Raw genomic sequence first — 24,234 nt, 5'->3', positions numbered from 1 at the left:
CGGGAGCCCTACGGCAGACAGACGACGTGCGAGCCCTGCTCATGGAGTGGGACGCGATCGGCATCGCGGAGACGGCCGAGTGCCAGGACGAGTACGACTGCATGATCGGGCCGCTCCTCAGCCACCTCCGTGGCGGTGCAGACGCGGTCCTCCTCGGCACCTGGATCGCACGCGAGCGCGCAGACCACTTCGGTCTTGAACCAGACGGGTCCGCCGACCGGGCGCTGGCCGACGCGCTCCTCACCTGGTGGCGAGCACAACGAGACACCTCGTGACGCTCCCCGGCGAGACGTTCACGGCGTGGCCGACAAGGCGGGCGCCCGGCCCGGTCAGTGCTCCAGCGGTCCCAGCGTGCGCAGGTAGAGCCACCAGGACGCGGCGACCGCGGCGACCGTGAGCAGTGCGCTCAGCAGGAGGGTCTGCTCCCAGGCGAGCGTCAGCAGCACCACGGCCCAGAGCAGCACGATCGGCAGCACCAGGAGCATCGGCAGCAGGTAGCCCCACAGGCGCGAGCCCTCCCCGGGCTGCCAAGCGGCACGCGACTGGATCATGCCGACCAGTATGACCCGTCGCCCGCGGTACGGCCGGGCAGCACCGGGCTCCACGGCTCGTACGATGACGCCATGGCGACAGCTCCCGAGACCGACGGGCGGCGGACGGCGGCCGCGGCTCGGCGCCGGGCGCGTGAGCAGGAGATCATCGCCGCGACCCGCGGGCTCTTCGACCAGCGCGGGGTCCGCGACGCCCAGATCGAGGACATCGCGCGGGCGGTCGGCATCAACCGGGCGATCGTCTACCGGCACTTCACCGGCAAGGAGGAGCTCTTCGCGCTCACGCTGGTCGAGTACCTCGAGGAACTCCGGGTCGCGCTCGCCGGCGCCGTCGCCGGCTCGGACGACCCGGAGCGGCAGCTCAGCGCCCTGGTCGCGGCGTTCGTGGAGTACGGCGTGGCGCATCCGGCGTTCGTCGACTGCGCGCAGACGATCATGCGGCGTACCGGCCCGGACCTGCTCGACGAGATGTCCGAGAGCGCCCTCTTCCGGCTCGGCCGCGGCATCTCCGGCTGCCTCTCGCTGCTCACCCAGGTGCTCGAGGAGGGCGTCGCGAAGGGCACGTTCCGGGTCGAGGACCCGGTGCTGCTCGCCAACACCCTCTACGCCAGCGGACTCGGCGCCCTGCAGCTGGCCCGGGTCGGCATCCTGGTCAAGGAGGCCGCCCCCGGGATCCCCACCGTCGGCACGATCTCGCCCGAGCAGGTGCGCGACTATCTGGTCGCCGCCGCGCTGGCCCTCGCCTCGCGCTGATGCCCAGGGTCGTCGAGACCCGTGAAGTGGTCGTCGGAAGGCGCGCAAAGCGACCATCTGACGGGTCTCGACGATCCCCGCGCGGGGCTCAGGCGGCGCCGCGCGGCAGCCCGTTGTCGTCGGGCATCGAGCTGGCCTGCACCAGCCGACGGGCGGCCACCGCGGCGTACGGCGCGCGCCGCGCCTCCTGGGGCCCGCGCGCCGCCGCGTCGACGGCATCCGCGGCGTCGGCACGCAGCGTGTCTCGCAGCAGCATCAGCGCCTCGGTCCGCAGCCGCACCACCTGTGCCTCCGCGAGGCCCAGCTCGAGCGCGATCCCGTCGGCGTCGCACTCGCCGACGAAGTAGCCGTCGAGCACGAGGCGGTGCCGCTCCTCGAGTGAGTCCAGCGCCACGCGCAGGTCGAGCAGCCGCGCGTCGGCGCTCTCGGCGTCCACCGTCGGCCCGGGACGCGGTCCGGAGAGGTCGATAGCGCGCAGCACCACCAGGATCTCGCTGCGGACCACGGCGTCGGCGTAGCGCAGGAAGTCGCCGTCCGCGTCGGGCCGGTAGGCCCGGGCGGCCTCCAGGGCGGCCACCAGGCCCGCCGAGAGCAGCTCGTCGCGGTCGACGCATGACGGCACCCGGGCGGAGATCTCGCGCACGATCCGGTGCACGAGCGGCACCGCGGTCAGGGTCCGCTCCTCGGCACTCGGACTCGCGGCCGGCACCTGCTCGTGTGCGTTCGTCATGTCTCCCACCCGCCTGCCCTACCCGGTGGAGGCGGCCGGGTGTTCACGGACTCCGGGGCTCCCATCGGCAGGACCGGGCGGGGCCCAAGCCTGGACCAGACCAGCCACGCGGCACCCGCCCTCGGTCGCCGGTCAGGGCTCCGTCAACCGCACCACGTCGAGACCGAGCCACTGCGCGAGCGAGTCGATCTCGGCGTCGACGTCGGCGGTCATCGCCGCCGAGAACGGCTCGTCCTCGTGGACGGCCCGCACCACCAGCGCGCCCTCCGCCCGGTCGGCACTCGCGTCGAGCTTCCCGACCAGCCGGTCGTCGTACAGGACCGGCAATGCGTAGTAACCCCATCTCCGCCGGGCGGCCGGCTTGTACATCTCGAGCAGGTAGTCGAACTCGAAGACCTCGGCGAGCCGCTTGCGGTCCTGGACGAGGCGGTCGAACGGCGAGAGCAGCGCGGCCCGGCCGTCGGAGCGGGCGACCTGGCCGTCCGCGAGCGCCGGGTCGACCCGCCAGGTGCCGCGCACCCCCTCGACGACGGCCGGCACCCCGGCCTCGCCCACGTCGTGCTGCTCCCCCGGAGCCGCAGCGGCCCGGCTGCGGGCGATCCCGAGCGCGGCCAGCCGCCGCTCGTCGCGCCGCCGGCGTGCCTCCTCGACGTCGGGGAAGGGCTCGTCGGGATAGATCCGCTCGGCGAGGTCCCAGAGCTGCTCACGGCCATCACGCCCCACGCACGCGACCTCACCGCGAGCCACCATCAGCATCAGCAGCATCTGCACGTTGCGGGCGTTGTTCCACCCCGACGAGCGCCACGGCACCTCGCAGCTGTCGGGCAGCTCGCTGGTCGGCAGCGGCCCGTCGCGGCGCAGCCGGTCGAGCAGGTCGCGGTGGCAGCCGGCGTTGGCGTCGACCCACTCTGCGCGGGCGACCTGCCACTCCTTGAGCGGCCCGGTGCCCGGCCACGCCGCCATCTCGGCGCGGAGCAGCGTCATGTCGCCGGTCGGGCGGATGAAGCCCTGGTGCTCGATCAGCGCCTGCTCGTCGAGCGCGTCGCGCAGCGCCGCCACGTCGTACGTCGGCCCGAGCCTGCTCCACAGCACCAGGTCGGCGCTCGGCGCGATCGCGGCGGTCGGCTCCGCCTGCACGACGGTGAGGTGACGGATGACCTCGAGCAGGTCGCGCGGCCGATCGGCCGTCAGCAGCTGGGCGCGGACCGCGATCCGCCGAGCATCGGCGCGGGTGAGCTGGAGCGGATCGGCCATGCCCCGACGGTAGACCGCACCGGGGACACCCACTCGGGTCCACCGGATGGAGCTCAGGGCCGGCCGACGGGCTCCTGGGCGCCCGGACCCTCGGAGCCGGGGCGCCGCGGCCGGATCAGCCCTTCCTGGGCGGCGGTGGCGACCAGCACGCCGTCGGCGGTGAAGATCCGCCCGAAGGCCAGGCCCCGGCCGCCCTGCGCGGACGGCGACCACTGGTCGTAGAGCCACCACTGGTCGGCCCGGAACGGCCGGTGGAACCACAGCGTGTGGTCGAGGGAGGCCATCTGGGTGCGCGACGGGTTCAGGTCGTGTGCCGACAGCGTGGAGCCGAGCAGGCTCACGTCGCTGGCGTAGGTGAAGGCGGCGGCGTGGATCGCCGGATCGTCCGGCAGACTCTCCCGCAGCCGCACCCACATCCGGGCCTGCGACACGTGGCCGTCCTCGGGCTCGAGCCCGAACCGGGTGTTGCCGAGCCAGCGCACATCGAGGGCGCCCCACTCCTTGCTGAGCGCCTCGGCCTCGTCGTTGCCGCCGCGGCGCATCACCTCGACCAGGTCGAAGCCGGTCTCCGGGGCGCCGACCTCTGGCATCGCGTCCTGGTGCTCGTAGCCGTCCTCCGGACGCTGGAAGTTCAGCGACTGGTAGTAGATCGGCCGGCCGTGCTGGCGGGCCACCACCCGGCGGGTCACGAACGAGCGGCCGTCGCGGGGGCGCTCGACGTCGTAGACGATCGGCACGGAGTAGTCGCCGCCGAGGAGGAAGTAGGAGTGCAGCGAGTGCACGACGTACTCCTCCGGCACGGTACGGATCGCCGCGATCAGGGCCTGGGCGGCGACCTGGCCGCCGTAGACGCGGGCGCGCTCCGACTCGGGCTGCTTGCCGCGGAAGAGGTCGACGTCGAGCTGCTCGAGGTCGAGCAGGTCGACCAGCTCCTCGGTGGGGTTCATGACCTGTCCTGACGTGGCCGGAGCACGGTCTCCTGCGCGACCGAGGCGACCAGCGCGCCGGCCTGGGTGAAGACCCGCGCCAGGACCAGCCCGCGGCCCGACGACGCCGAGGGCGAGACCTGGTCGTAGAGCCACCACTCGTCGGCCCGGAACGGCCGGTGGAACCACACCGCGTGGTCGAGCGACGCGGCGAACGCGTCGCCCCGGCCGAGGCTGATGCCGTGCGGGACCATCGCCGCTCCGACCAGCGTCATGTCCGAGAGGTAGGTGAACGCGGCGCGGTGCCAGAACTGGTCGTCGGGCAGCGGCGTCGCGACCCGCATCCAGACCCGCTGCCGCGCCGGATGGCGGGCGTCGCCGGGTGCGCCGGCCGAGGTGTCGACGATCCGGATCTCGGCGACGTTCCACTGGTCGGCGTGCAACTCCTCCTGGAGCCGACGGCTGATCGGGCGCACCGACGCGTCGTCGGGGCCGGGTACGTCGGGCATCGGCTCCGCGTGCTCGAGGCCGGGCTCGGCGAGGTGGAAGTTCACGGTCTGGGCGTAGATCGGCCGGCCGTGCTGCTGGGCGATCACCCGGCGGGTCGCGAAGGAGCGCCCGTCGCGCAGGTTCTCGACGTCGTAGATCGTCGGCACCGTCGGGTCGCCGGGCTGCAGGAAGTAGGAGTGCAGCGAGTGTGCGGTGTAGGGGTCGGCCACCGTGCGCGAGGCGGCGACCAGGGACTGCGCGGCCACCTGCCCGCCGAAGACCATCGACCTGGAGGTCGGCATCTGCGCGCCCCGGAACAGGTCGTCGTCGATCGTCTCCAGATCGAGCAGCTCCACGAGCTCGGCGGCGTCGCGGGGCATCAGTCGCGCTCCTGCCCGGCGGCGTCGTCGGCGTCGTCAGGGCCGTCGCGGCCCTCGAGGCCGTCGGGGCCGTCGAGGCCGGCCAGGAACTGCTCGAACTGCGCGCCGATCTCCTCACCCGTCGGCAGCGGCTGATCGGCCGCGAGCAGGCTGGTGCCGCTCTCCTCGGCGCGCTCGAACGCGTCGTACTGCCGCTCCAGCGCCGCGACCACCTCGGCGACCTCCTGGTTGGCCTCGAGGTAGGCCGCGATCTCGGCCTCCTTGTCCGCCGCCTCGGCGTGCAGACCGGACAGGTCGATCGTGAGCCGGCCGGCGATCTCGACCTGTTCGAGCAGCGCCGCGGAGGCCAGCGGGTAGTCCAGCTGCGCGAGGTAGTGCGGCACGTGGGCGACGAAGCCCATCGCGGCGTGGCCCCACTCCCCCAGGCGGATCTCCAGCAGCGCCTGGACGCTGCTCGGGATCCGCAGCTCGCCGCGCCACGGACTCTCGGCGGTGAGCAGGGACGGGTCGTTCGCGTGCGGGGTCAGCGCGATCGGCCGGGTGTGCGGCACCGCCATCGGCACCGACCCGATGCCGACGACGCGGGTGACGCCGAGCCGCTCGACCACCTCGCGCACCGCGCGGCAGAACGCCTCCCAGCGGTTGTCGGGCTCCGGGCCGTGCAGCAGCAGGTACGGCGTACCGCCCGCGTCGCGCAGCAGCCGGACCACGAGTCGCGGCGCGTCGTACGCCTCGTAGTGGTCGCGCACGAAGGACATCGGCGGCCGCCGGGCGCGGTAGTCGTGGAGCTGGTCGACGTCGAACGTCGCCACCACGGGCCCCTCGGACATGTCGACGAGGTGCTGGACCGCGCGCTCCGCCGCGTTGCCCGCGTCGAGGAACCCGTCGAGCGCCAGCACCATCGTGAGCGTGGACGTGTCCTCGAGCTCGGGCACGTCGTCGACGATGTGCACCAGCCGCTCCCGCTCCGCCACGCACCCTCCTCCGGTCGCGGGCGACCACCCCGGCCGCCCTGGGCACAACCGTAGTGGTCGCGCGGCGCATTCCGCCCGGGTGGGGAGACCCGGCTCACGAGTCCAGACAGAAGGCCTCCGCCTCGCGCGTCTGCTCGAGCCGGTCGCGCGCGCTCTGCCAACCGGCCCTGGCCAGGTCGTACGCCGCGTCCGCGGTGGATCGAGCGGCAGCGGCCTGCGTCGCCGCACCGGCGGCAGTGGCGGCGACCGCACCGGCACTCGCGCTCGCGGTCGCCGCGGACCCGGCGGCAGTGGTCGCCGTCCGCCTGCTCGCCCGAGCGGCCGACAGCGCCTTCTTCGCCTTCCGCACCTTCGCGATCGCCTGGGGCTTGCCCGACTTCTTCGCCTTCTTCCGCGCCTGCTTCAGCGCCTTGGTCGCCTTCGTCACGGCGTGCCCGGCGGCCTGCGCGGCGGCCGCCGTCTTCGCCGCAGCGGCCATGGCGGTCGCCGCATCGGCGGCCGTCGACGTCCGGGCGGCGTCGGCGGCGCCGAGCTGGGCGGCGGCGGCCGTCAACGTGGCCCGGGCGGAGTCGAGCGCCGTCTCCGCGGCGACCAGGGAGGCCTGCGCTGAGGCCGTCCGCATCCCCTCGGCGATGCAGCTGCTCATCTCGTCGACCGCGGTCTTGAGTTCGAGCGTCGCGGCGTGGACCGCTCCCTGCGGCCCCGGCGGGCCTTGGCAGTGGTCGACGAAGCGCAGCCTCCAGATGCCGTTCGCGTCGGTGAGGCCGGCGAAGGCGGCGGTGATCCCGGTGCGGACCGGACCGCTCCCGCCCGGCGTGCCCGGCGCGGTCGAGAAGTACCGACCGGCGGGCACCTCGGCGCCGGACGCCCACGTCCACCACTCGGTGCTGTGGTCGTCGCTGAACGTGTACGGACCCACGAGCGCCGCGTCGTAGCCGTCCGGATCATCGGCACCGACCCCAGTGCGGGCGAAGAGGACGTGGTCGGTGCCGTCGGGCGCGACCAGGGTGGCGGTGAGGTCGCTGACCTGCGGGTGGGAGACCAGCAGGCCGCTGATCCGGACGCCGGTGAGCGCCGTGCCCGTCGGCACCCCGGAGACCACGAACGAGACCTCCCGGGGTGCACCCGTGGAGGAGCAGCTCGCCCCGCCGTCGGTGATGCTCCCGTCGCCGGCGACCGTCCCGGCGAACCGGTGGTAGGGCGAGATGCCGGCGGAGGCCGGACCCGCCGTCCCGACCGTCGTCGTCGCACCGACCGACACGACCAGCATCGCCCCGAGCCAGCGCCGGACCCCATCGCGCCGTGCGCCTCCGACCATGGGCCCAGTGTTCGCCGGCGGACGCCCGACGGTGACCGTGGGCGCCGCCGTACCCAATTTTGGTGTCACGCGCGGGTCCGGGGGCGACTCGGCAAGCTTGTTACCGAGGGGTAACCTTGGGTCGACCGTTCCCGCCGACCCCCGAGGAGACCCCGAGATGGGTAGTGCCCGACAGCTGCGAGAGGTCGTCTTCGTCGACGGCGTGCGCACCCCGTTCGGCAAGGCCAAGGGCCAGTACGCCGAGACCCGCGCCGACGACCTCGTGATCAAGTGCATCCGCGAGCTCCTGCGCCGCAACCCCGAACTGCCGCCCGAGCGCGTCGACGAGGTGGCCGTCGCCGCGACCACCCAGATCGGCGACCAGGGCCTGACCATCGGCCGCACCGCCGCCCTCCTCGCGGGGCTGCCGCAGAGCGTGCCCGGCTACGCGATCGACCGGATGTGCGCTGGCGCCATGACCGCGGTCACGACCACGGCGTCCGGCATCGCGTTCGGCGCCTACGACGTCGCGATCGCCGGCGGCGTCGAGCACATGGGCCGGCACCCGATGGGCGAGGGCGTCGATCCCAACCCGCGGATCCTCTCCGAGCGGCTCGTCGACCCCGACGCGCTGGTGATGGGCAAGACCGCCGAGAACCTGCACGACCGCTACCCCACGATCACCAAGGAGCGCGTCGACGCCTACGCCGTGCGCTCGCAGCAGCGGACCGCCGCGGCGTACGACGCCGGGAAGCTCCAGCCCGACCTGGTGCCGGTCGCGACCCGGTCGGTCGAGCAGGGCTGGGGCCTGGCCACCACCGACGAGCCGATGCGACCGGACACCACCGTCGAGTCGCTGGCCGCGCTGAAGACGCCGTTCCGCCCGCACGGCAAGGTGACCGCGGGCAACGCGGCCGGCATCAACGACGGCGCGACCGCGGCGCTGCTCGCCGACGAGGAGACCGCGCGCGAGCTCGGCCTGCCCGTGAAGATGCGCCTGGTCTCCTACGCCTTCGTCGGCGTCGAGCCGGAGGTGATGGGCGCCGGCCCGATCCCGGCGACCGAGAAGGCACTCAAGCAAGCGGGCCTGACGATCGACGAGATCGGCGCGTTCGAGGTCAACGAGGCGTTCGCCGTGCAGGTGCTGGCCTTCCTGGAGCACTTCGGCATCGCCGACGACGACCCTCGGGTGAACCCGTACGGCGGTGCGATCGCGATGGGCCACCCGCTCGCCTCGTCGGGCGTGCGCCTGATGACCCAGCTGGCGAAGGCGTTCGAGGAGCACCCCGAGGTGCGCTACGGCCTGACCACCATGTGCATCGGCATCGGCATGGGCGGCACGGTGATCTGGGAGAACCCGAACTGGAAGGCGGACGCCTGATGAGCGACCTGACGAACCTGCTGGCCCGCGCCCAGGAGATCTCCTCCGACGCCGAGCGCGTCACCCGCGCCCACCTGCGGAAGGTGACGCTCCCCGGTGGGCCCGGCGTGATGGGCCTGATCACCCTCGACAACGGCGAGGACCACACCAAGCCGAACACGTTCGGCCCGCGCTCGCTGATCGAGCTGAACACCGCCATCGACGCCGCACTCGCCGACGACGAGGTCGTCGCGATCGGCGTCACCGGCAAGCCGTTCATCCTCGCGGCCGGCGCCGACCTGACCTCGATCGCCGGCGGCGGACCCGACGCGGTGCGCGTGGTCGCCGAGCTCGGACACGCGGTCTTCCGCAAGCTGCAGGACGGCGACAAGCCGTCGTTCGGCTTCGTCAACGGCCTCGCCCTGGGCGGCGGACTCGAGGTCGCGCTGCACTGCACCTACCGCACGGTCATGGACAGCGCCCCGGCGCTCGGCCTGCCCGAGGTCATGCTCGGCCTGGTGCCCGGCTGGGGCGGCGCGTTCCTCGTACCGAACCTGATCGGCGCCGACCGGGCCGTGACGGTGATCCTCGAGAACCCGCTCAACAACGGCAAGACGCTCCGCGGCACCGCGGCGTACGAGCTCGGTCTCGCGGACGCGGTCTTCTCCGGCGCGGACTACCTGGAGCAGTCGCTGCTCTGGGCCGGCGCCGTGCTGCGCGGCGAGATCGCCGTCGAGCGGCCGGCCGTCGACCGAGGCGAGGCGTGGGACGCCGCCGTCGAGCGGGCCCGCGGCATTGTGCAGGCGCGGACCGGTGGCGCGAGCCCCGCTGCGCTGACGGCGGTCGAGCTCATCGACGCGGCCCGCGACGGCGACCGCGACGCGGGATTCGCTCGCGAGGACGACGCCCTGGAGGCGATGTCGCACACGCCGGAGCTGATCGCGTCGCTCTACGCGTTCGACCTGGTGCAGAAGCGGGCCAAGCGCCCGGCCGGTGCGCCGGACCGCTCGCTCGCCCGCCCGGTCACCAAGGTCGGCATCGTCGGCGCCGGCCTGATGGCTTCGCAGATGGCGCTGCTGTTCGTGCGTCGGCTCGAGGTGCCGGTCGTGCTGACCGACCTCGACCAGGAGCGGGTCGACAAGGGCGTGGCCTACGTGCACGCCGAGATCGACAAGCTGCTCGCCAGGGGCCGCATCAGCAACGACAGGGCGAACCGCCTCGGCGCGCTCGTCACCGGTGCCGTTGACAAGGAGACCTTCCACGACGCTGACTTCGTGATCGAGGCCGTCTTCGAGGAGATGTCGCTCAAGAAGTCGGTGTTCGCGGACGTCGAGAAGGCCGTGTCGCCGGAGTGCGTCCTCGCGACCAACACCTCGTCGCTCTCGATCACCGAGATGGCGGCCGACCTCGAGCACCCCGAGCGGGTCGTCGGCTTCCACTTCTTCAACCCGGTCGCGGTGATGCCGCTGCTGGAGATCGTGCGCGGGGAGGAGACGTCGGACGCGACGCTGGCCACGGCGTTCGCCACCGGCAAGGCGCTGAAGAAGACCACGATCCTGGTCAACGACAGCCCGTCGTTCATCGTCAACCGACTGCTCGGCCGGTTCATGGGCGAGGTCGGCCGGATCGTCGACGAGGGCACCCCGGTGCCGGTCGTCGACGGGGCCTTCGCGGGCGTCGCGCCGATGCCGCCGTTCGTGCTGCTCTCGCTCGTCGGCCCGGCCATCGCGCTGCACAACAACGAGACGCTGCACGGCGCGTTCCCCGACCGCTTCTACGTCTCCCCCGCGCTCGAGCGCGTGGTCGCGGCGCGGAAGGCGTCGTACTACGGCCCCGACGGCAGCCTCGACCCCGAGGTCGAGGCGCTGCTGGAACAGCCCTCCTCGCCGGTGGTGCTCACCGCCGACGAGGTGCGCACCCGGGTGCTCACCGGCCTGGCCGACGAGGCCCGCCGGATGCTCGACGAGGGCGTCGTCGCCGCGGCCGAGGACCTCGACCTGGCGATGATCACCGGTGCCGGCTTCTCCTTCTGGAACGGCGGGCTGACGATGCTCCTCGAGCGCGAGGGCCTCGGCACGTTCCACTGATCCGGGCGGGAGTTTCGTCGGCCGGCCGACGAAACTCCCGCTGGGATGACGAAGCTTCGTCGTCCCAGCCATGAGTTGGGTCGTCTCGATCCGGACCTCGACCTGCGCAGGTACTTGGCGCCCGACTCGGTGCTCCTGACTGGTGATCCCGCTGCACGCGGGTCCCGGGTCACAGGGGAATCGGGTCCATGACCGACACCGACACCAGCACCGACACCGACACCGACACCGCCGACGTCACTCCGCTCCCACGCCGCCGGCCGCCCCGCCTGACGATCGTCGAGCAGCACGCGGCGTTCAGCGACGCCCTCGAGGGCAGCCTCTGGGGCCGGTTCCGGGTCCGCCAGGTCGTCGTCCCCGGCAGAGCGACCGCCGCCGGCATCGTCGCCGCGGCGCGAGCCACCCGGCCCGACCTCGCGCTCGTGTCCAGCCGGCTCGGGCCGTACGTCGACGGCGAGGCCGTGATCGACGGGCTCTCCGGCCACGGCGCCGCCGTGGTCGCGCTCTGCTCGACCCCCGTCGACCGGGACCCGGCCCGCTGGGGACGCTGGCTGCGGGCCGGCGCCGTCGGCGTCCTCTCGCACAGCTGCGACCTCGCCACACTCCGCGATGCGCTCGACCGAGCGGCCGCCGGTCGCCCCCTGCTCGACGCGGCGCAGCGGGAGCCGCTGCTCGCCGCGGCCCGGCGCGCCGACGACCACGCCGGGTCGGCCCGCTCGCGGCTCGACTCGCTGACCCCGCGCGAGCGGGAGATCGTCACCCAGCTCATGGGTGGCCGCAGCACCGCCGCGATCGCGCGCGAGGGGGTCGTGTCGGAGGCGACCGTGCGCACCCAGATCAAGTCGATCTTCGCCAAGCTCGGCGTGAACAGCCAGCTGGCCGCCGTCGCCCTCGCCCACCAGGCCGGCTGGTCCGCGCCCGCCGAGCACTGGCTGTCGGTCGCCGGCTGATCCTCCCGACTTGCCCGGGCCGCGCCCGTTTGAGAGCCTGGATGCAGAGCCGGACTCCGGCTCCCGGACGAGTGGTGCCGTACCCGGTCAGCGACAAGACGGCGCCAAGGAGACATCATGTCCTGGCTCGTTCTGGTCCTCTCCGGCATGCTCGAAGCCGTCTGGGCGGTCGCCCTGTCGAAGTCCGAGGGCTTCAGCAAGCTCGGCCCCACCATCACGTTCGTCGTCACGCTGTGCCTCAGCATGGCCGGCCTCGCCGTGGCGATGCGGCAGCTGCCGGTCGGCACGGCGTACGCCGTGTGGGTCGGCATCGGCGCGACCATCACCGTGGCCTACGGCATGGTGACCGGTGCCGAGCCCGCCTCCCTCGCCAAGGTGCTGCTGCTCGGCGGCATCGTCGCCTGCGTGATCGGGCTCAAGGTCCTGCACTGACCCTCGGGGGTGGGTGACGCCGGCGGGCGGACGGTTCATCGGCCGTGGGCAGCGCGGCTTCATCAAGGGATGAGGGTCGACCCGCGCTTCCCTGGGCGTTCAGGCTCCTGTGGCTGGGATTTCCGGACCGGGCCTGGAGCTTCGTCGGCCGGCCGACGAATCTCCCGCTGGGACGACGAAGCTTCACCGTCCAGGCGTGCGTTAGGTCGTCCTGTGGGACACCCGTCGCCGGACGCCGCGAGCGGATAGTCCGTCACGAAATGGCTGCCCGATCGCCGGAACGACAGCAGGAACGTGACGGACTATCCCGGAATCGCGACCCTCATCCCTTGATGAAACCAGCGCCCCTCGCCGCCGCAGGACCCGGCCCACTCCGACTTTGCCTCGCCTTAGCGTCGCGCTGGAGCGTGCTTAGCGCTCCAGAGGGGAACGTTCAGGTCATCCGCTCGGACCCGACCGGGCCCGAGCGATCCTGAGAAGCGACCCCGAGAGAGGGAGTCCCATGAAGAAGATGGTCCTGGCGGCCGTCGCCGTCGTCGCGCTGGTCGTGATCGCCGGTGGCGCCTGGCGGGCGCTCGGCGGCGACGACGAGAAGACCGAGCGCGGCACCTGCGGCAACGTGACCTGGGAGCTGGGCGCCGAGGACGAGGACGGCGGCGTCGAGGTGACCTTCGAGCTGCAGTCGGCCGCGCCGGGTGAGACGTGGCAGGTCGTCATCGAGCAGGACGGCACCGAGATCTACTCCGGTTCCCGGCAGACCGACGAGGACGCCGAGCTCGACGTCGACGTGACCGTGAGCGACAAGGACGGCTCGTCGTTCTCCGCCACCGCGACCCCCGAGAGCGGCGAGGCCTGCACCGCGTCGCTCGACCGCTGACCGACAACCCGACCGTACCAACCGAGGAGACAACCATGGAGACGAGCGTCATGACGAAGCGCACGATCACACTCACCGCCGCCGGCGCCCTGGTCGCCGGCGCCCTCACCGCGCTGGCCGCCGGGCCCGCGCAGGCCGACGGCCCCGAGCGGCACGCCCGCGGCCAGGTGGCCGGCGCGGCGTACGACATCTCGGTCGAGAAGGACCGCCGCTTCGAGGTCGACGCCGACATCGACGGCGTGCCGGCCGGATCGACCTGGCGGATGGTCGTCCGCCACGAGGGCAAGCGGGTCGGCGTCCGCACGGCGCGGGCGGTGCGCGACGACGGCCGTTGGGAGGTCGACTTCCGCGAGGTCCGGAGCAAGGACACCAGCGGTTCGGACACCTTCAAGGTCACGCTGAAGCGGGTCGGCGGCCCGGGCAAGGTGACCCGCACCCTGCACTTCGCACGCTGACCCCGGGGGGATCCGCGCGCCGCCTAGATGACTAATTCCAAGGGATCGTGCAAGCGAGCGGCGCTCAGCGCCGCTCCGGCAAGGCGCCGATGCGTCGGCAGACTGGACGTCTTTCAAGCGTCGGCAACGCCGCCGGAGCGGATGATGAGCGTCGCGCAGCGTGCGAGGCCTTGGAATTAGTCATCTAGGCCGCGTTGATCAACTCCGCGCCTGCTACGCGACGCGCTGGACGCACGCTGACTGCGTTGCCGGAGCTCGGAATACGAACGGGTATGCCGTCGCTCCGGGCGCCTTGTCATCGCACGCCCATCGCGCCGCTCGCGACGGCGCCCACTTGATCAACACGGCCTAGGAGACTGCTGAACAAGGGTGCGCCTCTCGTGTTGGTCGGGGCGGTCTGAAATCCTGTTGGTATGCAGGGCGAGGCGGATCGGCAGCGTGAGCTGCTGGATGTGGAGTCGGTTGCTGGGCATCTGCTCGAGTCGGGCAGCGTGTTCGCGTTGCTGGCCGAGCATCGTGGCCGGTTGTTCCCGGCCGAGTTGTTCGCCGACCTGTTCCCTTCGGGGCGTGGTCGGCCCTCGATTCCGGGCGAGGTGATCGCCTCGGTGATCGTGCTGCAGGCGCTGTATGGGCACTCCGACCGTGAGGCGGTCGACGCGTTGACGTTCGACCTGCGGTGGAAGGCGGCGTGTGGGTACGCGATCGACGCGAGGGGCTTCGACTCCTCGACGTTGACGTATTGGCGCAAGCGGCTGGCGGCCAGCGACCGGCCGCAGCGGATCTTCGAGGTGGTCCGCGAGGTCATCGAGCAGACCGGCGCGGTGAAGGGGAAGACGCGTCGTGCGTTGGACTCCACGGTCCTCGACGACGCGGTCGCCCGCCAGGACACCGTGACCCAGTTGATCGCCCAGATCCGCCGGGTCGGCCGCGAAGTGGCCGGAGCCAAGATTCTGATCGCCACCGAGTGCACCCGGCTGGCGGCACTGACCGGGCAGGACTACACCGGGCCAGGGAGCACCGGGAAGCCGCCGATCGCGTGGGACGACCCAGCCGCCCGTGATGAGCTGGTGTCCGCGCTGGTCGGTGACGCACTGGCTCTGCTCGCCGCGTTGGATGTTGAGGCGATCACCAAGAGCGGTGGGAGGCCGGCTGAGGCGGTCGCGCTGCTGGCCCTGGTCGCCGGCCAGGACGTGGAGCCGGCCGAGGATTCCGATGGCACCGATGGCCGGTGGCGCATCGCTCAGAAGACGGCGCCGGACCGGGTGATCTCGACGGTCGATCCCGACACCCGGCACGCCCACAAGACCCGCGAACGCCGCCAGGACGGCTACAAGGCTCATGTCGTGGTCGAGCCCGACACCGGCCTGATGCCTGTGGTGAGGCTGACCAAGACCAGCGGCAGTGAGAACTCCGACGCGAACGTGGGCGCCGAGCTCGTGGCCGCCGATCCCACCGTCACCGACGGCGAGCCGGTCGAGGTGCTCGGTGACTCCGCTTACGCCAGTGGCACGATGCTGGCCGCCCTGGCCAGAAGACAGTGGGCTGCGCTGGTCAAGCCGTGGCCGATCCAGCCGGCCGTCGCGGGCGGGTTCACCATCGACGACTTCGTCGTCGACCACGAAGCCAGCACCGCGACCTGTCCGGCCGGGGTCACCCGCCAGATCACCAGCAAGGGCAACGTGACCTACGGAATCGCCTGCCGCGACTGTCCACTCGCTACGCGCTGCACCAACTCCGCACGCGGTCGCAAACTCGTCGTCGGCGAACACGACCTGCTCCAGCGCGAGCACCGCCAGCGAGCCGCCGACGAAGGATTCCAAGCCGTCTACCGCCAACACCGACCGATGGTCGAACGCTCCATCGCCTGGCTGGTCCGTGGTGCTCGCCGCGTCCCGTACCGAGGGGTCGAGAAGAACAACAATTGGCTCCACCACCGCGTCGCGGCCCTCAACCTGCGCCGGCTCCTGGCCCTGGGACTCACCATCGACAACGGAGCCTGGACCCTGGCCTGACCCCCGCCCGGGACCCAGCAAGGCCCTTGCTCCAGCACTGACGATCCCGCAGGATGGCCACAGGCGGGCGGACCGATCCCCGTTGTCGCACCCAGAGTGCTGACCAGAAATGCCGCTCGACGGCCGTATTGGTGGCGCTCCGCCCGCCGCCAACCATCAACCACGCCAAGATGACGCCTTCTTCAGCAGTCTCCTAGCGGACGGCGGGGCCCAGCTCGACCACGACCCGGGCCCCGCCGGCGGGCGCGGGTCCCCAGGACAGGCCGCCACCGGAGTCGGTGGCGGTCCGGTCGACGATGGCCAGGCCCAGTCCGGTCGACCCGGCCCCGGACTCGCCCCGGCCGGAGACGTCCACGTCGTCCGGGAAGCCCGGACCGGCGTCGTCGACCGTGAGCGACAGCCCGCCGCCGGGGCGCGGCGCGAGGGTCACGGTCACCGCGGCGTCCTCGGGCGTGTGCGTGAAGACGTTGTCGAGCAGCACGTCGACGAGCGCCTGGAGGTCCTGCTCCGAGATCGGCACCGGCACGGGGCCGGTGACCTCCACCCGGACGTCGAAGGCGCGCCCCTGGTCGTCGGCGAGGGGCGCCCAGAAGCGCGCCCGCTCGGCCACGACGGCCACCGCGTCGACCAGCGGCACGACGCCCTCGCGCTCCGAGCGCCGGGCCTCGCGCACCACCTGGTCGACGGTCGCCTGGAGCTCGTCGAGGTCGCCGCCGAGCCGGGTCCGGCCCTCGGCGTCGGCCAGCCCGTCGACGCGCAGCCGCAGCGCGGTCATCGGCGTCCGCAGCCGGTGGGACAGGTCGGCGACCCCCGCCCGCTCGCGCTCGAGCAGGTCCTCGATCCGCTCGACGAGCCGGTTCATGGCGCTGGCCAGCTCCCGGACCTCGGCCGGGCCCGACGGCGCCACGGGCTCGGGACGACGACGCTCCCCGAGCGCTCCGGCGTACGCCGCGAGCCGGCGGATCGGCTGCACGAACGAGCGGCCCAGCCGGTCGGCGAGTACGAGCGCACCCACCAGCAGCACCACGCCGAGGAGCAGCAGCATCAGCCAGGCGCGCACGATGTCGGACTCCAGGCCGGGTGCGCGCACCTGCACCAGGATCACCGGCGTGGCCTCGGGCCCCGCACTGCTCGGGCCCAGCGAGACCGGCACCAGGATCTCGGCGCCGCCGTCGACGTCGCGCACGCTGGCCTGGCCGGTCAGCCGCGCCTCCACCACGTCGTGGTCCTCGCCGGGCGCCGGTCCGATCGCCTCGCCGTCGGGGTGCAGGTCGTCGGGCGGGTAGAGCACGGTCGTCTGCACGTCGGGGTTGCGGTTGATGGTCGCGAGGTACGTCGCGACCGCGCCCTCGTCGTGTCCCGACACGACGGTCTCGGTCGCCTGCACCTCGAGCGCCGCGCGCGAGATCCGATCCTCGAGGGCGTAGCTGCGCAGCAGCACCGCCATCGGCACCAGCATCGCGAGCAGCACCATGGTCACGGCCGCCGCCACCGTGAGGATCAGGCTCCGGCGCACGCGGTCACTCCGGGGCCGACAGCCGGACGCCGACGCCGCGGACGGTGTGGAGGTAGCGCGGCTCCGCGGCCGACTCCCCCAGCTTGCGCCGCAGCCAGGACAGATGGACGTCGACGGTCTTGTCCGAGCCGCCCCACGGCTGGTTCCAGACCTCGGTGAGCAGCTCGCGCTTGGTGACCACCTCACCCGGACGCTCGGCGAGGTGGCGCAGCAGGTCGAACTCGCGCGGGCTGAGGTCGAGCGCCTCCCCCTCGACGCTCGCGCGGCGCGCGGCGGGATCGATCTCGAGGCCACCGACCACGATCGACCGGCGCACGCTCGACGTACCGGTGACCCGGCGCATCACCGCCCGGATCCGCGCCTCGAGCTGGTCGGTCGTGAACGGCTTGACGACGTAGTCGTCGGCACCGGCGTCGAGGCAGCCGACCAGCGAGGGGTCGTCGTCGCGCGCGCTCGCGACGATGACCGGCACGTCGCTGACCGCCCGCAGCATCCGCAGCACCTGGGTGCCGTCGACGTCGGGCAGCCCGAGGTCGAGGATCACCAGGTCGGGCCGGTCGTCGACCGCCATCGCGAGGCCCTGCATGCCCGTCGCCGCCGACGACACCGCGTAGCCACGCTCGTCGAGCGAGCGCATCAGCAGCGGCCTGATGCGCGCGTCGTCCTCGACGATCAGGACCTGGGGCACCCTCGGACCCTAACCGCTCCTCGCCCCCGAGCCGTCGGTCCACACCACGGCTTAGCGTCGCCTTAGCGGTCCGCTAACGAAACCGGGAGGCGCGGCGGGCATGCTGACCCCGTGACCTCGCGACGGATCCTCGGCTACCTGCTGGCCTGGCTGATCGCGGCCGCGGTGGCCGTGACCGTCGGCGTGGTCGCGGTGACATCGGTCGGCGCGAGCGTCCGCGATCGGGGGCCACTCGGCAACGACGTACCGCCTCCCGAGCGGTCCGAGGGGGTCCGCAGTCCCGACCCGAAGGCGGCGGTGGTGGCCCGCATGATCGAGGACGAGTTCGGCAGGTTCGAGGTGGAGTGTCGCGGGGCCGTGGCCTACGGCCTGGCGCCGGAGCCCGCCGCGGGCTGGCGGGTGGTGAGCTACGAGGAGGGGCCCGACGACGACGTCGACGCGGTCTTCGCGAGCGGCGACCGCTCGATCGAGATCGAGGTCTACTGCAACCAGGGCCGTCCGGCCGTCGGCGACCGCGAGGTGAAGACGCTTCCCGACGACGACTGAGGATGGGAGCATCCTCCGCATGACGAGTCCCAGGCGGGCCGCGGCCGCCGTCGCCGCCCTTGCCCTGACCGCTGGTGTCCTGGCCGCCGGCGCGCCGAGCGTCGCCGGCGTCGCCGCGGCCGTCGACCCCGGGTTCCTCGTGCGTCCGAGCGTCAACCAGCTCTACGTGCTGGGCGCGACGCCGGGCCAGGGCCTGGAGCTGGTCAGGGGTGCCGGCGTCATCGCCTCGGGCACCGTCGACCCGGCCGGCAGCCTGGCCTGGCGCGAGCTGGACCCCGGCAGCTACACGGTGCGGGTGATCGGCGACCCGGCCATGACCTCCGCGCCCGCGACCGTCACCGACGCCGACGACCCGGCCCCGGCCGCGTCGTTCTACGCGGGCCAGACGCTGTCGGAGGGCTTCGGCTACCTGACCACCCGCGACGGCACGACCCTGTCGGCGAACGTGGTCCTCCCCGGCGGCGCCGGGCCGTTCCCGACCGTCGTCGAGTACTCCGGGTACGACCCGAGCCGGCCGGGCAGCTCGGTGATGGCGCAGTTGTTCACCGCCCTCGGGTACGCCTACGTCGGGGTGAACATCCGCGGCACCGGCTGCTCCGGCGGCTCCTTCCGCCCCTTCGAGCCGGTGCAGAGCATCGACGGGTACGACGCCATCGAGGCGATCGCCGCGCAGCCGTGGGTGAAGTACCACCGGGTCGGGATGGTCGGCGTCTCCTACCCCGGCATCGAGCAGCTGTACGTCGCGCAGACCCAGCCGCCGAGCCTGGCCGCGATCACGCCGCTGTCGGTCATCGACGACACCTACCGCAGCACGCTCTACCCCGGCGGCATCCTCAACACGGGCTTCGCGGTGCCCTGGGCGAAAGAGCGGTCGACCCAGGCGGCGCCGTACGGCCAGGGCTGGGAGCGGGGCCGGGTCGACGGCGGCGACACCACCTGCCAGGCCAACCAGGCGCTGCGGCTGCAGAACCCCGACGTGCTCGACATGATCGAGGACAACCCCTACTACGCCCCGCGGATCGGCGACCCGATGAACCCGAGCCTCTTCGCCCACCGGATCGACGTGCCGGTCTTCCTGGCGGGTGCGTGGCAGGACGAGCAGACCGGCGGCCACTTCCCGCAGCTGATCGATGACCTCACGTCGTCGCCCCGCGTCTACGCGACCATGACGAACGGCTCGCACACCGAGTCGCTCAGCCTCGGCATCTTCGGGCGGTACGCCGACTTCCTCGACCTGTACGTCGCGCGACGGGTGCCGACCTCGGCGAAGGCCCTGGTCGCGCCGATCCTGGCGCAGTCGCTGACCGGCGTGCCGGGGCTCAGCCTGCCGCGGCAGACCGACTACAGCGGGATGAGCTACGGCCAGGCGCTGCGCAAGTACGAGTCGGCCAAGCCGATCCGGATCCTCTTCGAGGAAGGGGCGGCCGCCGGGAAGCCGGCCGGGGCGCCGCTGCCGCGCTTCGAGCACTCGTTCCGGTCCTGGCCGATCCCGGGCGCCTCGGTGAAGCGCTGGTACCTGGCCCCGAACGGGCGGCTGCGCTCGTCGGCCCCGTCGGTCAGGGCGCGCGAGACCACGCCGCGCAGCTACCGGGCCGACCCGAAGGCGCTGCCGGCCACGACGTACGCCGGCCCGGGTGGCGGCATCTGGGCCGCGCAGCCGAAGTACCGCTGGCGACAGATCCCCCACGGCAAGGGCCTCGGCTGGGTCACCGCTCCCCTGAAGCGGACCGCGGTCGCCATCGGCACCGGCTCGGTCGACCTGTGGGTGCGCACGCCCAAGCGGGACACCGACCTCGAGGTCACGCTGAGCGAGGTGCGACCCGACGGCACCGAGGTCTACGTGCAGTCCGGCTGGCTGCGAGCCAGCCATCGCAAGCTCGCGCCGGGGTCGACCGCGATCTCCCCCCAGCACACCCACCTGAGGTCCGACCGGTTGCGGCTGCCCAAGGGAGAGTTCGCGAAGGTCCGGGTCGAGCTGTTCCCGTTCGCCCAGGCCTTCCGCGCCGGCTCGCGGATCCGGATCACCGTCGACGCCCCCGGCAACGCCCGCCCGCTGTGGGCCTTCGACACGATCTCGCGCGGCGAGAAGGTGGAGATCGCGACCGACCGCAAGCACCGCTCGCGGCTGGTGCTGCCGCTGGTCCCCGGCGTACGGGTGCCGGCGAAGGCGCCGGAGTGCGCGGCGCTGCGCAGCCAGCCGTGCCGGAGCTATCCCGGCTAGTGGCCGAGGCCCGCGTCGCGGGCCCGGATGATCGCCTCGGCACGATCGGTCGCCTGCAGCTTGGCCAGGATGTTCGAGACGTTGTTGCGCACCGTCTTGGGCGCCAGGTAGAGGGTCGAGGCGATCTGCGGGTTGTTCTTGCCGGCGGCGATCAGGTCGAGGATCTCGAGCTCACGCTCGGTCAGCTGCGGGAACGCCGACCGATCCGGGGTCGACGTACCGGAGAGCAGGTCGGCGATCCGCAGCGCCAACGAGGCACCGAACACCAGCCCGCCGGCGTGCACGGTCGAGATCGCCCGCGCGACCTCGTCCTGGCTGGCGCCCTTGACGAGGTAGCCCCGGGCCCCGGCCCGCATCGCGGCCAGCACGGTGCCGTCCTCCTCGCCCATCGTGAACACCAGCACCCGGACGTCGGGCTGGGTCTCGGTCAGCAGGCGGGTCGCGTCGATGCCGTTCATGCCCGGCATCTGCACGTCCATCACGACGACGTCCGGGTGGTGTTCGGCGGCGAGCGCGACCGCCTCGGCGCCGTCGCCGGCGGTCGCGACCACGGCAACGCCGGGCTGGGTGCCCAGCAGCGTCGCGAGCCCGTCGCGGAAGATCGGGTGGTCGTCGGCGACCAGCACCCGGACCGGCTCGGGTCCGCCGTCTGCTGCGGTGCTCATCGGCCCACCTCCTCGTGCCGCCGAGGCCGGGCAGCGGTGGGCAACCCACCTGCCGGCCCAGAAACGTGGAGCACCCACCGCTCCCCCGCCCCCCGCCCAGCCGGCGGTGAGCTGTCCACCGAACACCGCGCCGACAAGGTGGAGCATCCACCGCCGACCGGGGCGACACTCGCTGGTCGCAGCGTGCTCATCGGGCCTCCTCGGCGAGGGTCGGTGTCATCGGCAGCCAGGCACGCACCAGCGTGCCACCCTCGCTCGGGCAGGTGATCTCGGTGCGGCCGCCGAGCTCCTCGGCGCGCTCGCGGATCGACCGCAGTCCCACGCCCGCGACCACGTCGGCGCCGATGCCGGCCCCGTCGTCGCCGACCTCGACGAGCAGCGCGTCGTGGTCGCCCACGAGGCGCACCGCGGCGTGCCGGGCACCGGCGTGGCGGGCGGCGTTGGCGAGCGCCTCCGACGCGATCCGGTACGCCGCGACCTCGACCGCGGCCGACAGCGCCGGCACGTCCTCGGCGCCGACGGTCACCGCGAGCGACGCGGTGCTCATCCGCTCCGCCTGCTGGTCGAGCGCGGCGAGCAGCCCCAGATCGTCCAGCGCGGGTGGGCGCAGCCCGTGCACGAGGCGGCGGACGTCGGCCAGGGCGTCGGTGATGTCCTGCCGCGACCGCGCGACCAGCTGCCGGGTGGTCTCCGGGTCGCGGTCCAGCGCGTTGCCGGCCGCGTCGAGGCGCATCGCCACCCCGCCCAGCACGGGCCCGAGCCCGTCGTGCAGGTCGCGGCGGATCCGGCGCCGGTCCTCCTCCCGGGCCAGCACCAGCTGCTCGCGGGAGCGCTGCAGGTCGTCGGCGAGCCGCGCGCTGCGCACCGCCATCGCCGCCTGGCGCACGATGTCGAAGAGCAGCGCCTGGTCGCGCGTCGACAGCATCGACCGCACCCCGCGCGCCGGCAGCTCCAGCCGGCCGACCTCCTCCTCGACGTACCGGATCGGCACCTCGCGGGTCTCGCGCGGACGCTCGCCGTACGTCGCCGTGATCGTGCCGCCCGCGTGCCCGAACACCTCGACGCGCACGTAGTCGAGCTTGAACGCGGCCGCGACGGCGCGCGCCAGCTCGGGCAGCTGGGTGCGCACGTCGCCGGACTCCTCCAGGCGCGCGGCCAGCTCGGTGACGACGGAGTACCGGTCGCCCCGCCGACCGACGAGCGCCCGGCGGACCAGCGCGGTGATCCGGGAGCGGACCGGCGCGTAGATGGTCACCGCGACGAGCAGCAGCAGGAGCGTCGCGTCGCGCTGGTCGAGACGCTCGCCGAGCACCCCGTCGAGCACGGCGACCAGCAGCAGGTCGAGCACGATGACGGTGCCCGCCACCGTCGCCCAGACGACCGTGCCGCCCATCAGCGCGTCGACGTCGCGCACCTCCGGGTCGAGGATGCCGATCGCGATCGACGCCCCCGTGACGGCCAGCGCCAGCATCAGCGCGGCCGTCACGATCCAGCCGTTGTGCAGCCAGACCGCGATCCCGCTCATCACCAGGCACATCACCGCGGCCCAGAGCAGCCAGCGCAGCTGGGTGCGCTCGCGCCCGCTGGCGCGGCGCTGCCGGACGAAGATCACCGCGACGGCCAGCGGGAGCGACAGGAGCGTCAGCATCCGACCGACCGACAGCAGGCGGACGAAGACGTCCCCCGGCACGGGGAGCTCGGGCATACCGGTCTCCATCGGCATCTCGAAGCCGTCCGCGGTGAGCGCCGAGACCGGCGCGAAGAGCAGCAGCAGCGGCAGCGCGGCCGCCATCGCGACGACCAGGATGCTGACGACCCGCCACCGGCCGGGCATCAGCCGGCCGGTCGGGTAGAGCACCAGCACCAGCGGCAGCCCGACCAGCAGGAACGCACCGACCTGGGCGACCAGCCACACCGCGACGCCGGTCAGCGGCGGGTACGGCGGGTGCGCCATGCCGTACGCCGCCCAGGACTCGCCGAGCCCGTCGAGCGACCACAGCAGGCCGGTCAGCGTGATCACCCACGCGATCGGGTGACGGGGGTGACGCCAGAGCACCGGCACCTGGGTGGCCACGGCGATCGCACCGACACACGCCGAGATCGTGCCCCAGCCCATCATCGCCCGGGTGCGGTCCGCGGGCTCGTTGGCGAGGTCCAGGGCGACGCACAGCCCGAGCATCGCGAGTGCGAGCACCGCGACGACGGCGGCGGGCAGGCGAGCGGGGGTCACCCGAGAAGTATCGAGCGCGCGGCGTCCCGCCGTCCCGGGATCGGTGTCCCGCGCCCGCGGGACACCGGCGGAGGACCGGAAGAGGGACGCCGCTCCCTGCTGCCCGGGCCTCCGGACCCGGGAGTGTTCCGGTCATCGGACGGCTTCCGGTGCCGCCCCACACCCAGGAGAATCCCATGACCCTCGAGCAGACTCCCGCTCCCGCCCGCTCCGACGTACGCCGTCCGGCGGCCGCGTCGACCGGACCCACCCGCCCCTTCTTCAAGCGCGGCATGCTGCTGAGCATCGGCGCCGTCGCGTGGGGCACCGACTCGCTGATCTTCGGCACCGACCCCTCCGGATCGTTCGAGGAGGCGCTGTCGTCGATCACCTCCGGCACGTTCCTGCTCGGCCTGCTCGGCCTGCTCTCCGTCCTCTACGCGACCAGGGCACTCGGTGCGGGCCGGCTCGCCCGGTTCTTCCTCCGCTTCGAGGTAGCGCTGCTGCTCCTGGCGATCGGGTCGACGATCGCGGACGGCATCGGCGTCAGCGATCTCGATCAGGCCGGCTGGGCGATGCTCGACGCGTTCTGGCCGCTGTCGATGCTCGGCATGTTCTTCATCGGCATCCGCGTCGCCGTCGCCGGCCGCTGGCACGGCAAGGAGCGCTTCTGGCCGCTCATCGCGGAGAGCTGGGGCCCGATCGTGGTCCCGACGTTCGGCATCTTCGGCAGCACCGTCGCCGGCGTCGTGTCGTTCGTCCACCTCTGCCTGGGGTACGGCGTGCTCGGCCAGATCGTGGCGCGCAAGGAGGGCTGAGGTCTCGGGCTGGGATGGTTTCGAGGCTCGGGCCTGGCGGCCCT

23 protein-coding genes and 1 riboswitch are annotated in these 24,234 nt (G+C 72.9%); of the genes, 12 read left to right on the top strand and 11 right to left on the bottom strand.

The window, feature by feature from the left end:
- Positions 1 to 26: 26 nt before the first annotated feature.
- Positions 27 to 275, top strand: coding sequence for a hypothetical protein (locus KM427_RS12175; protein ID WP_215527342.1), 249 nt, complete (start codon positions 27 to 29; stop codon positions 273 to 275).
- A gap of 54 nt (positions 276 to 329) precedes the next feature.
- On the opposite strand, the gene KM427_RS12170 is transcribed toward KM427_RS12175, so the two are convergent.
- Positions 330 to 551 (bottom strand): hypothetical protein, encoded by a 222-nt coding sequence (locus KM427_RS12170; protein ID WP_183594907.1) that lies wholly within the window; start codon positions 549 to 551, stop codon positions 330 to 332.
- Between the two features lie 72 nt (positions 552 to 623).
- On the opposite strand from KM427_RS12170, the gene KM427_RS12165 reads away from it, so the two are divergent.
- Positions 624 to 1,304 carry a TetR/AcrR family transcriptional regulator gene (locus KM427_RS12165; protein WP_215527341.1) on the top strand — a complete coding sequence of 227 codons (681 nt, stop codon included), beginning with the start codon at positions 624 to 626 and terminating at the stop codon, positions 1,302 to 1,304.
- Between the two features lie 88 nt (positions 1,305 to 1,392).
- On the opposite strand, the gene KM427_RS12160 is transcribed toward KM427_RS12165, so the two are convergent.
- From KM427_RS12160 to KM427_RS12135, 6 genes are all read right to left on the bottom strand, one after another.
- On the bottom strand, positions 1,393 to 2,034 hold the full coding sequence (locus KM427_RS12160; protein ID WP_215527340.1) for a sigma-70 family RNA polymerase sigma factor: 642 nt from the start codon (positions 2,032 to 2,034) through the stop codon (positions 1,393 to 1,395).
- 132 nt (positions 2,035 to 2,166) lie between these two features.
- On the bottom strand, positions 2,167 to 3,288 hold the full coding sequence (locus KM427_RS12155; RefSeq protein ID WP_183594904.1) for a DNA glycosylase AlkZ-like family protein: 1,122 nt from the start codon (positions 3,286 to 3,288) through the stop codon (positions 2,167 to 2,169).
- A gap of 53 nt (positions 3,289 to 3,341) precedes the next feature.
- On the bottom strand, positions 3,342 to 4,235 hold the full coding sequence (locus KM427_RS12150) for an acyl-CoA thioesterase (protein ID WP_183594903.1): 894 nt from the start codon (positions 4,233 to 4,235) through the stop codon (positions 3,342 to 3,344).
- On the bottom strand, positions 4,232 to 5,083 hold the full coding sequence (locus KM427_RS12145) for an acyl-CoA thioesterase (RefSeq protein ID WP_183594902.1): 852 nt from the start codon (positions 5,081 to 5,083) through the stop codon (positions 4,232 to 4,234). Before KM427_RS12145 ends, KM427_RS12150 begins: the two co-directional genes overlap by 4 nt.
- Entirely contained in the window at positions 5,083 to 6,057 is a 975-nt protein-coding gene (locus tag KM427_RS12140) for a PAC2 family protein (protein ID WP_252275308.1), read from the bottom strand. The genes KM427_RS12145 and KM427_RS12140 overlap by 1 nt, the downstream gene beginning before the upstream one ends.
- A gap of 94 nt (positions 6,058 to 6,151) precedes the next feature.
- Positions 6,152 to 7,375, bottom strand: a complete 1,224-nt coding sequence (locus KM427_RS12135) for a hypothetical protein (protein ID WP_215527339.1) — start codon at positions 7,373 to 7,375, stop codon at positions 6,152 to 6,154.
- 157 nt (positions 7,376 to 7,532) lie between these two features.
- Between KM427_RS12135 and KM427_RS12130 the strand changes: the two genes are divergently transcribed.
- From KM427_RS12130 to KM427_RS12100, 7 genes are all read left to right on the top strand, one after another.
- A complete protein-coding gene (locus KM427_RS12130; protein ID WP_183594900.1) occupies positions 7,533 to 8,735 on the top strand; it encodes a thiolase family protein in 1,203 nt (400 codons plus the stop codon).
- Positions 8,735 to 10,801, top strand: a complete 2,067-nt coding sequence (locus KM427_RS12125) for a 3-hydroxyacyl-CoA dehydrogenase NAD-binding domain-containing protein (RefSeq protein ID WP_215527338.1) — start codon at positions 8,735 to 8,737, stop codon at positions 10,799 to 10,801. Before KM427_RS12130 ends, KM427_RS12125 begins: the two co-directional genes overlap by 1 nt.
- A gap of 188 nt (positions 10,802 to 10,989) precedes the next feature.
- On the top strand, positions 10,990 to 11,751 hold the full coding sequence (locus KM427_RS12120) for a response regulator transcription factor (RefSeq protein WP_215527337.1): 762 nt from the start codon (positions 10,990 to 10,992) through the stop codon (positions 11,749 to 11,751).
- Positions 11,752 to 11,794: 43 nt separating this feature from the next.
- Positions 11,795 to 11,859: riboswitch (guanidine-III (ykkC-III) riboswitch) on the top strand.
- 9 nt (positions 11,860 to 11,868) lie between these two features.
- Complete coding sequence (locus KM427_RS12115) at positions 11,869 to 12,183, top strand: DMT family transporter (RefSeq protein WP_183594897.1); 315 nt, start codon at positions 11,869 to 11,871, stop codon at positions 12,181 to 12,183.
- 502 nt (positions 12,184 to 12,685) lie between these two features.
- Positions 12,686 to 13,060 carry a hypothetical protein gene (locus tag KM427_RS12110; protein WP_215527336.1) on the top strand — a complete coding sequence of 125 codons (375 nt, stop codon included), beginning with the start codon at positions 12,686 to 12,688 and terminating at the stop codon, positions 13,058 to 13,060.
- A gap of 35 nt (positions 13,061 to 13,095) precedes the next feature.
- On the top strand, positions 13,096 to 13,515 hold the full coding sequence (locus tag KM427_RS12105) for a hypothetical protein (protein WP_215527335.1): 420 nt from the start codon (positions 13,096 to 13,098) through the stop codon (positions 13,513 to 13,515).
- A 413-nt stretch (positions 13,516 to 13,928) separates the two neighbouring features.
- On the top strand, positions 13,929 to 15,527 hold the full coding sequence (locus tag KM427_RS12100; RefSeq protein WP_215526751.1) for an IS1182 family transposase: 1,599 nt from the start codon (positions 13,929 to 13,931) through the stop codon (positions 15,525 to 15,527).
- Between the two features lie 193 nt (positions 15,528 to 15,720).
- Here KM427_RS12100 and KM427_RS12095 read toward each other — a convergent pair whose 3' ends face one another.
- Positions 15,721 to 17,043 carry a sensor histidine kinase gene (locus KM427_RS12095; RefSeq protein WP_215527334.1) on the bottom strand — a complete coding sequence of 441 codons (1,323 nt, stop codon included), beginning with the start codon at positions 17,041 to 17,043 and terminating at the stop codon, positions 15,721 to 15,723.
- 4 nt (positions 17,044 to 17,047) lie between these two features.
- Positions 17,048 to 17,731, bottom strand: a complete 684-nt coding sequence (locus KM427_RS12090; RefSeq protein WP_183594893.1) for a response regulator transcription factor — start codon at positions 17,729 to 17,731, stop codon at positions 17,048 to 17,050.
- A 111-nt stretch (positions 17,732 to 17,842) separates the two neighbouring features.
- Here KM427_RS12090 and KM427_RS12085 point away from each other — a divergent pair, with 111 nt between their 5' ends.
- The gene (locus KM427_RS12085; protein ID WP_215527333.1) at positions 17,843 to 18,277 is read left to right on the top strand and encodes a hypothetical protein; all 435 of its coding nucleotides are present in this window, start codon (positions 17,843 to 17,845) and stop codon (positions 18,275 to 18,277) included.
- Positions 18,278 to 18,296: 19 nt separating this feature from the next.
- Positions 18,297 to 20,498, top strand: a complete 2,202-nt coding sequence (locus KM427_RS12080; RefSeq protein WP_215527332.1) for a CocE/NonD family hydrolase — start codon at positions 18,297 to 18,299, stop codon at positions 20,496 to 20,498.
- Here KM427_RS12080 and KM427_RS12075 read toward each other — a convergent pair.
- Both KM427_RS12075 and KM427_RS12070 read right to left on the bottom strand, forming a co-directional pair.
- Positions 20,495 to 21,163, bottom strand: coding sequence for a response regulator (locus tag KM427_RS12075; protein ID WP_215527331.1), 669 nt, complete (start codon positions 21,161 to 21,163; stop codon positions 20,495 to 20,497). The genes KM427_RS12080 and KM427_RS12075 overlap by 4 nt on opposite strands.
- 187 nt (positions 21,164 to 21,350) lie before the next feature.
- Entirely contained in the window at positions 21,351 to 23,393 is a 2,043-nt protein-coding gene (locus KM427_RS12070) for a sensor histidine kinase (RefSeq protein WP_215527330.1), read from the bottom strand.
- 176 nt (positions 23,394 to 23,569) lie between these two features.
- On the opposite strand from KM427_RS12070, the gene KM427_RS12065 reads away from it, so the two are divergent.
- On the top strand, positions 23,570 to 24,190 hold the full coding sequence (locus tag KM427_RS12065) for a hypothetical protein (RefSeq protein ID WP_215527329.1): 621 nt from the start codon (positions 23,570 to 23,572) through the stop codon (positions 24,188 to 24,190).
- Positions 24,191 to 24,234: the final 44 nt, after the last annotated feature.

Origin of the sequence: Nocardioides sp. LMS-CY (assembly GCF_018732145.1) — a bacterium.
Classification (GTDB): domain Bacteria; phylum Actinomycetota; class Actinomycetes; order Propionibacteriales; family Nocardioidaceae; genus Nocardioides; species Nocardioides soli.
Note: the sequence above shows the minus strand (reverse complement) of the source record. Positions and strands in the feature narration are given on the sequence as shown.

Coding starts and splice junctions, on each gene's coding strand:
- KM427_RS12170 (WP_183594907.1), bottom strand. CDS start 551: ATGATCCAGTCGCGTGCCGCTTGGCAGCCCGGGGAGGGCTCGCGCCTG.
- KM427_RS12165 (WP_215527341.1), top strand. CDS start 624: ATGGCGACAGCTCCCGAGACCGACGGGCGGCGGACGGCGGCCGCGGCT.
- KM427_RS12160 (WP_215527340.1), bottom strand. CDS start 2,034: ATGACGAACGCACACGAGCAGGTGCCGGCCGCGAGTCCGAGTGCCGAG.
- KM427_RS12155 (WP_183594904.1), bottom strand. CDS start 3,288: ATGGCCGATCCGCTCCAGCTCACCCGCGCCGATGCTCGGCGGATCGCG.
- KM427_RS12150 (WP_183594903.1), bottom strand. CDS start 4,235: ATGAACCCCACCGAGGAGCTGGTCGACCTGCTCGACCTCGAGCAGCTC.
- KM427_RS12145 (WP_183594902.1), bottom strand. CDS start 5,083: ATGCCCCGCGACGCCGCCGAGCTCGTGGAGCTGCTCGATCTGGAGACG.
- KM427_RS12135 (WP_215527339.1), bottom strand. CDS start 7,375: ATGGTCGGAGGCGCACGGCGCGATGGGGTCCGGCGCTGGCTCGGGGCG.
- KM427_RS12130 (WP_183594900.1), top strand. CDS start 7,533: ATGGGTAGTGCCCGACAGCTGCGAGAGGTCGTCTTCGTCGACGGCGTG.
- KM427_RS12125 (WP_215527338.1), top strand. CDS start 8,735: ATGAGCGACCTGACGAACCTGCTGGCCCGCGCCCAGGAGATCTCCTCC.
- KM427_RS12120 (WP_215527337.1), top strand. CDS start 10,990: ATGACCGACACCGACACCAGCACCGACACCGACACCGACACCGCCGAC.
- KM427_RS12115 (WP_183594897.1), top strand. CDS start 11,869: ATGTCCTGGCTCGTTCTGGTCCTCTCCGGCATGCTCGAAGCCGTCTGG.
- KM427_RS12110 (WP_215527336.1), top strand. CDS start 12,686: ATGAAGAAGATGGTCCTGGCGGCCGTCGCCGTCGTCGCGCTGGTCGTG.
- KM427_RS12105 (WP_215527335.1), top strand. CDS start 13,096: ATGGAGACGAGCGTCATGACGAAGCGCACGATCACACTCACCGCCGCC.
- KM427_RS12100 (WP_215526751.1), top strand. CDS start 13,929: ATGCAGGGCGAGGCGGATCGGCAGCGTGAGCTGCTGGATGTGGAGTCG.
- KM427_RS12080 (WP_215527332.1), top strand. CDS start 18,297: ATGACGAGTCCCAGGCGGGCCGCGGCCGCCGTCGCCGCCCTTGCCCTG.
- KM427_RS12075 (WP_215527331.1), bottom strand. CDS start 21,163: ATGAGCACCGCAGCAGACGGCGGACCCGAGCCGGTCCGGGTGCTGGTC.
- KM427_RS12065 (WP_215527329.1), top strand. CDS start 23,570: ATGACCCTCGAGCAGACTCCCGCTCCCGCCCGCTCCGACGTACGCCGT.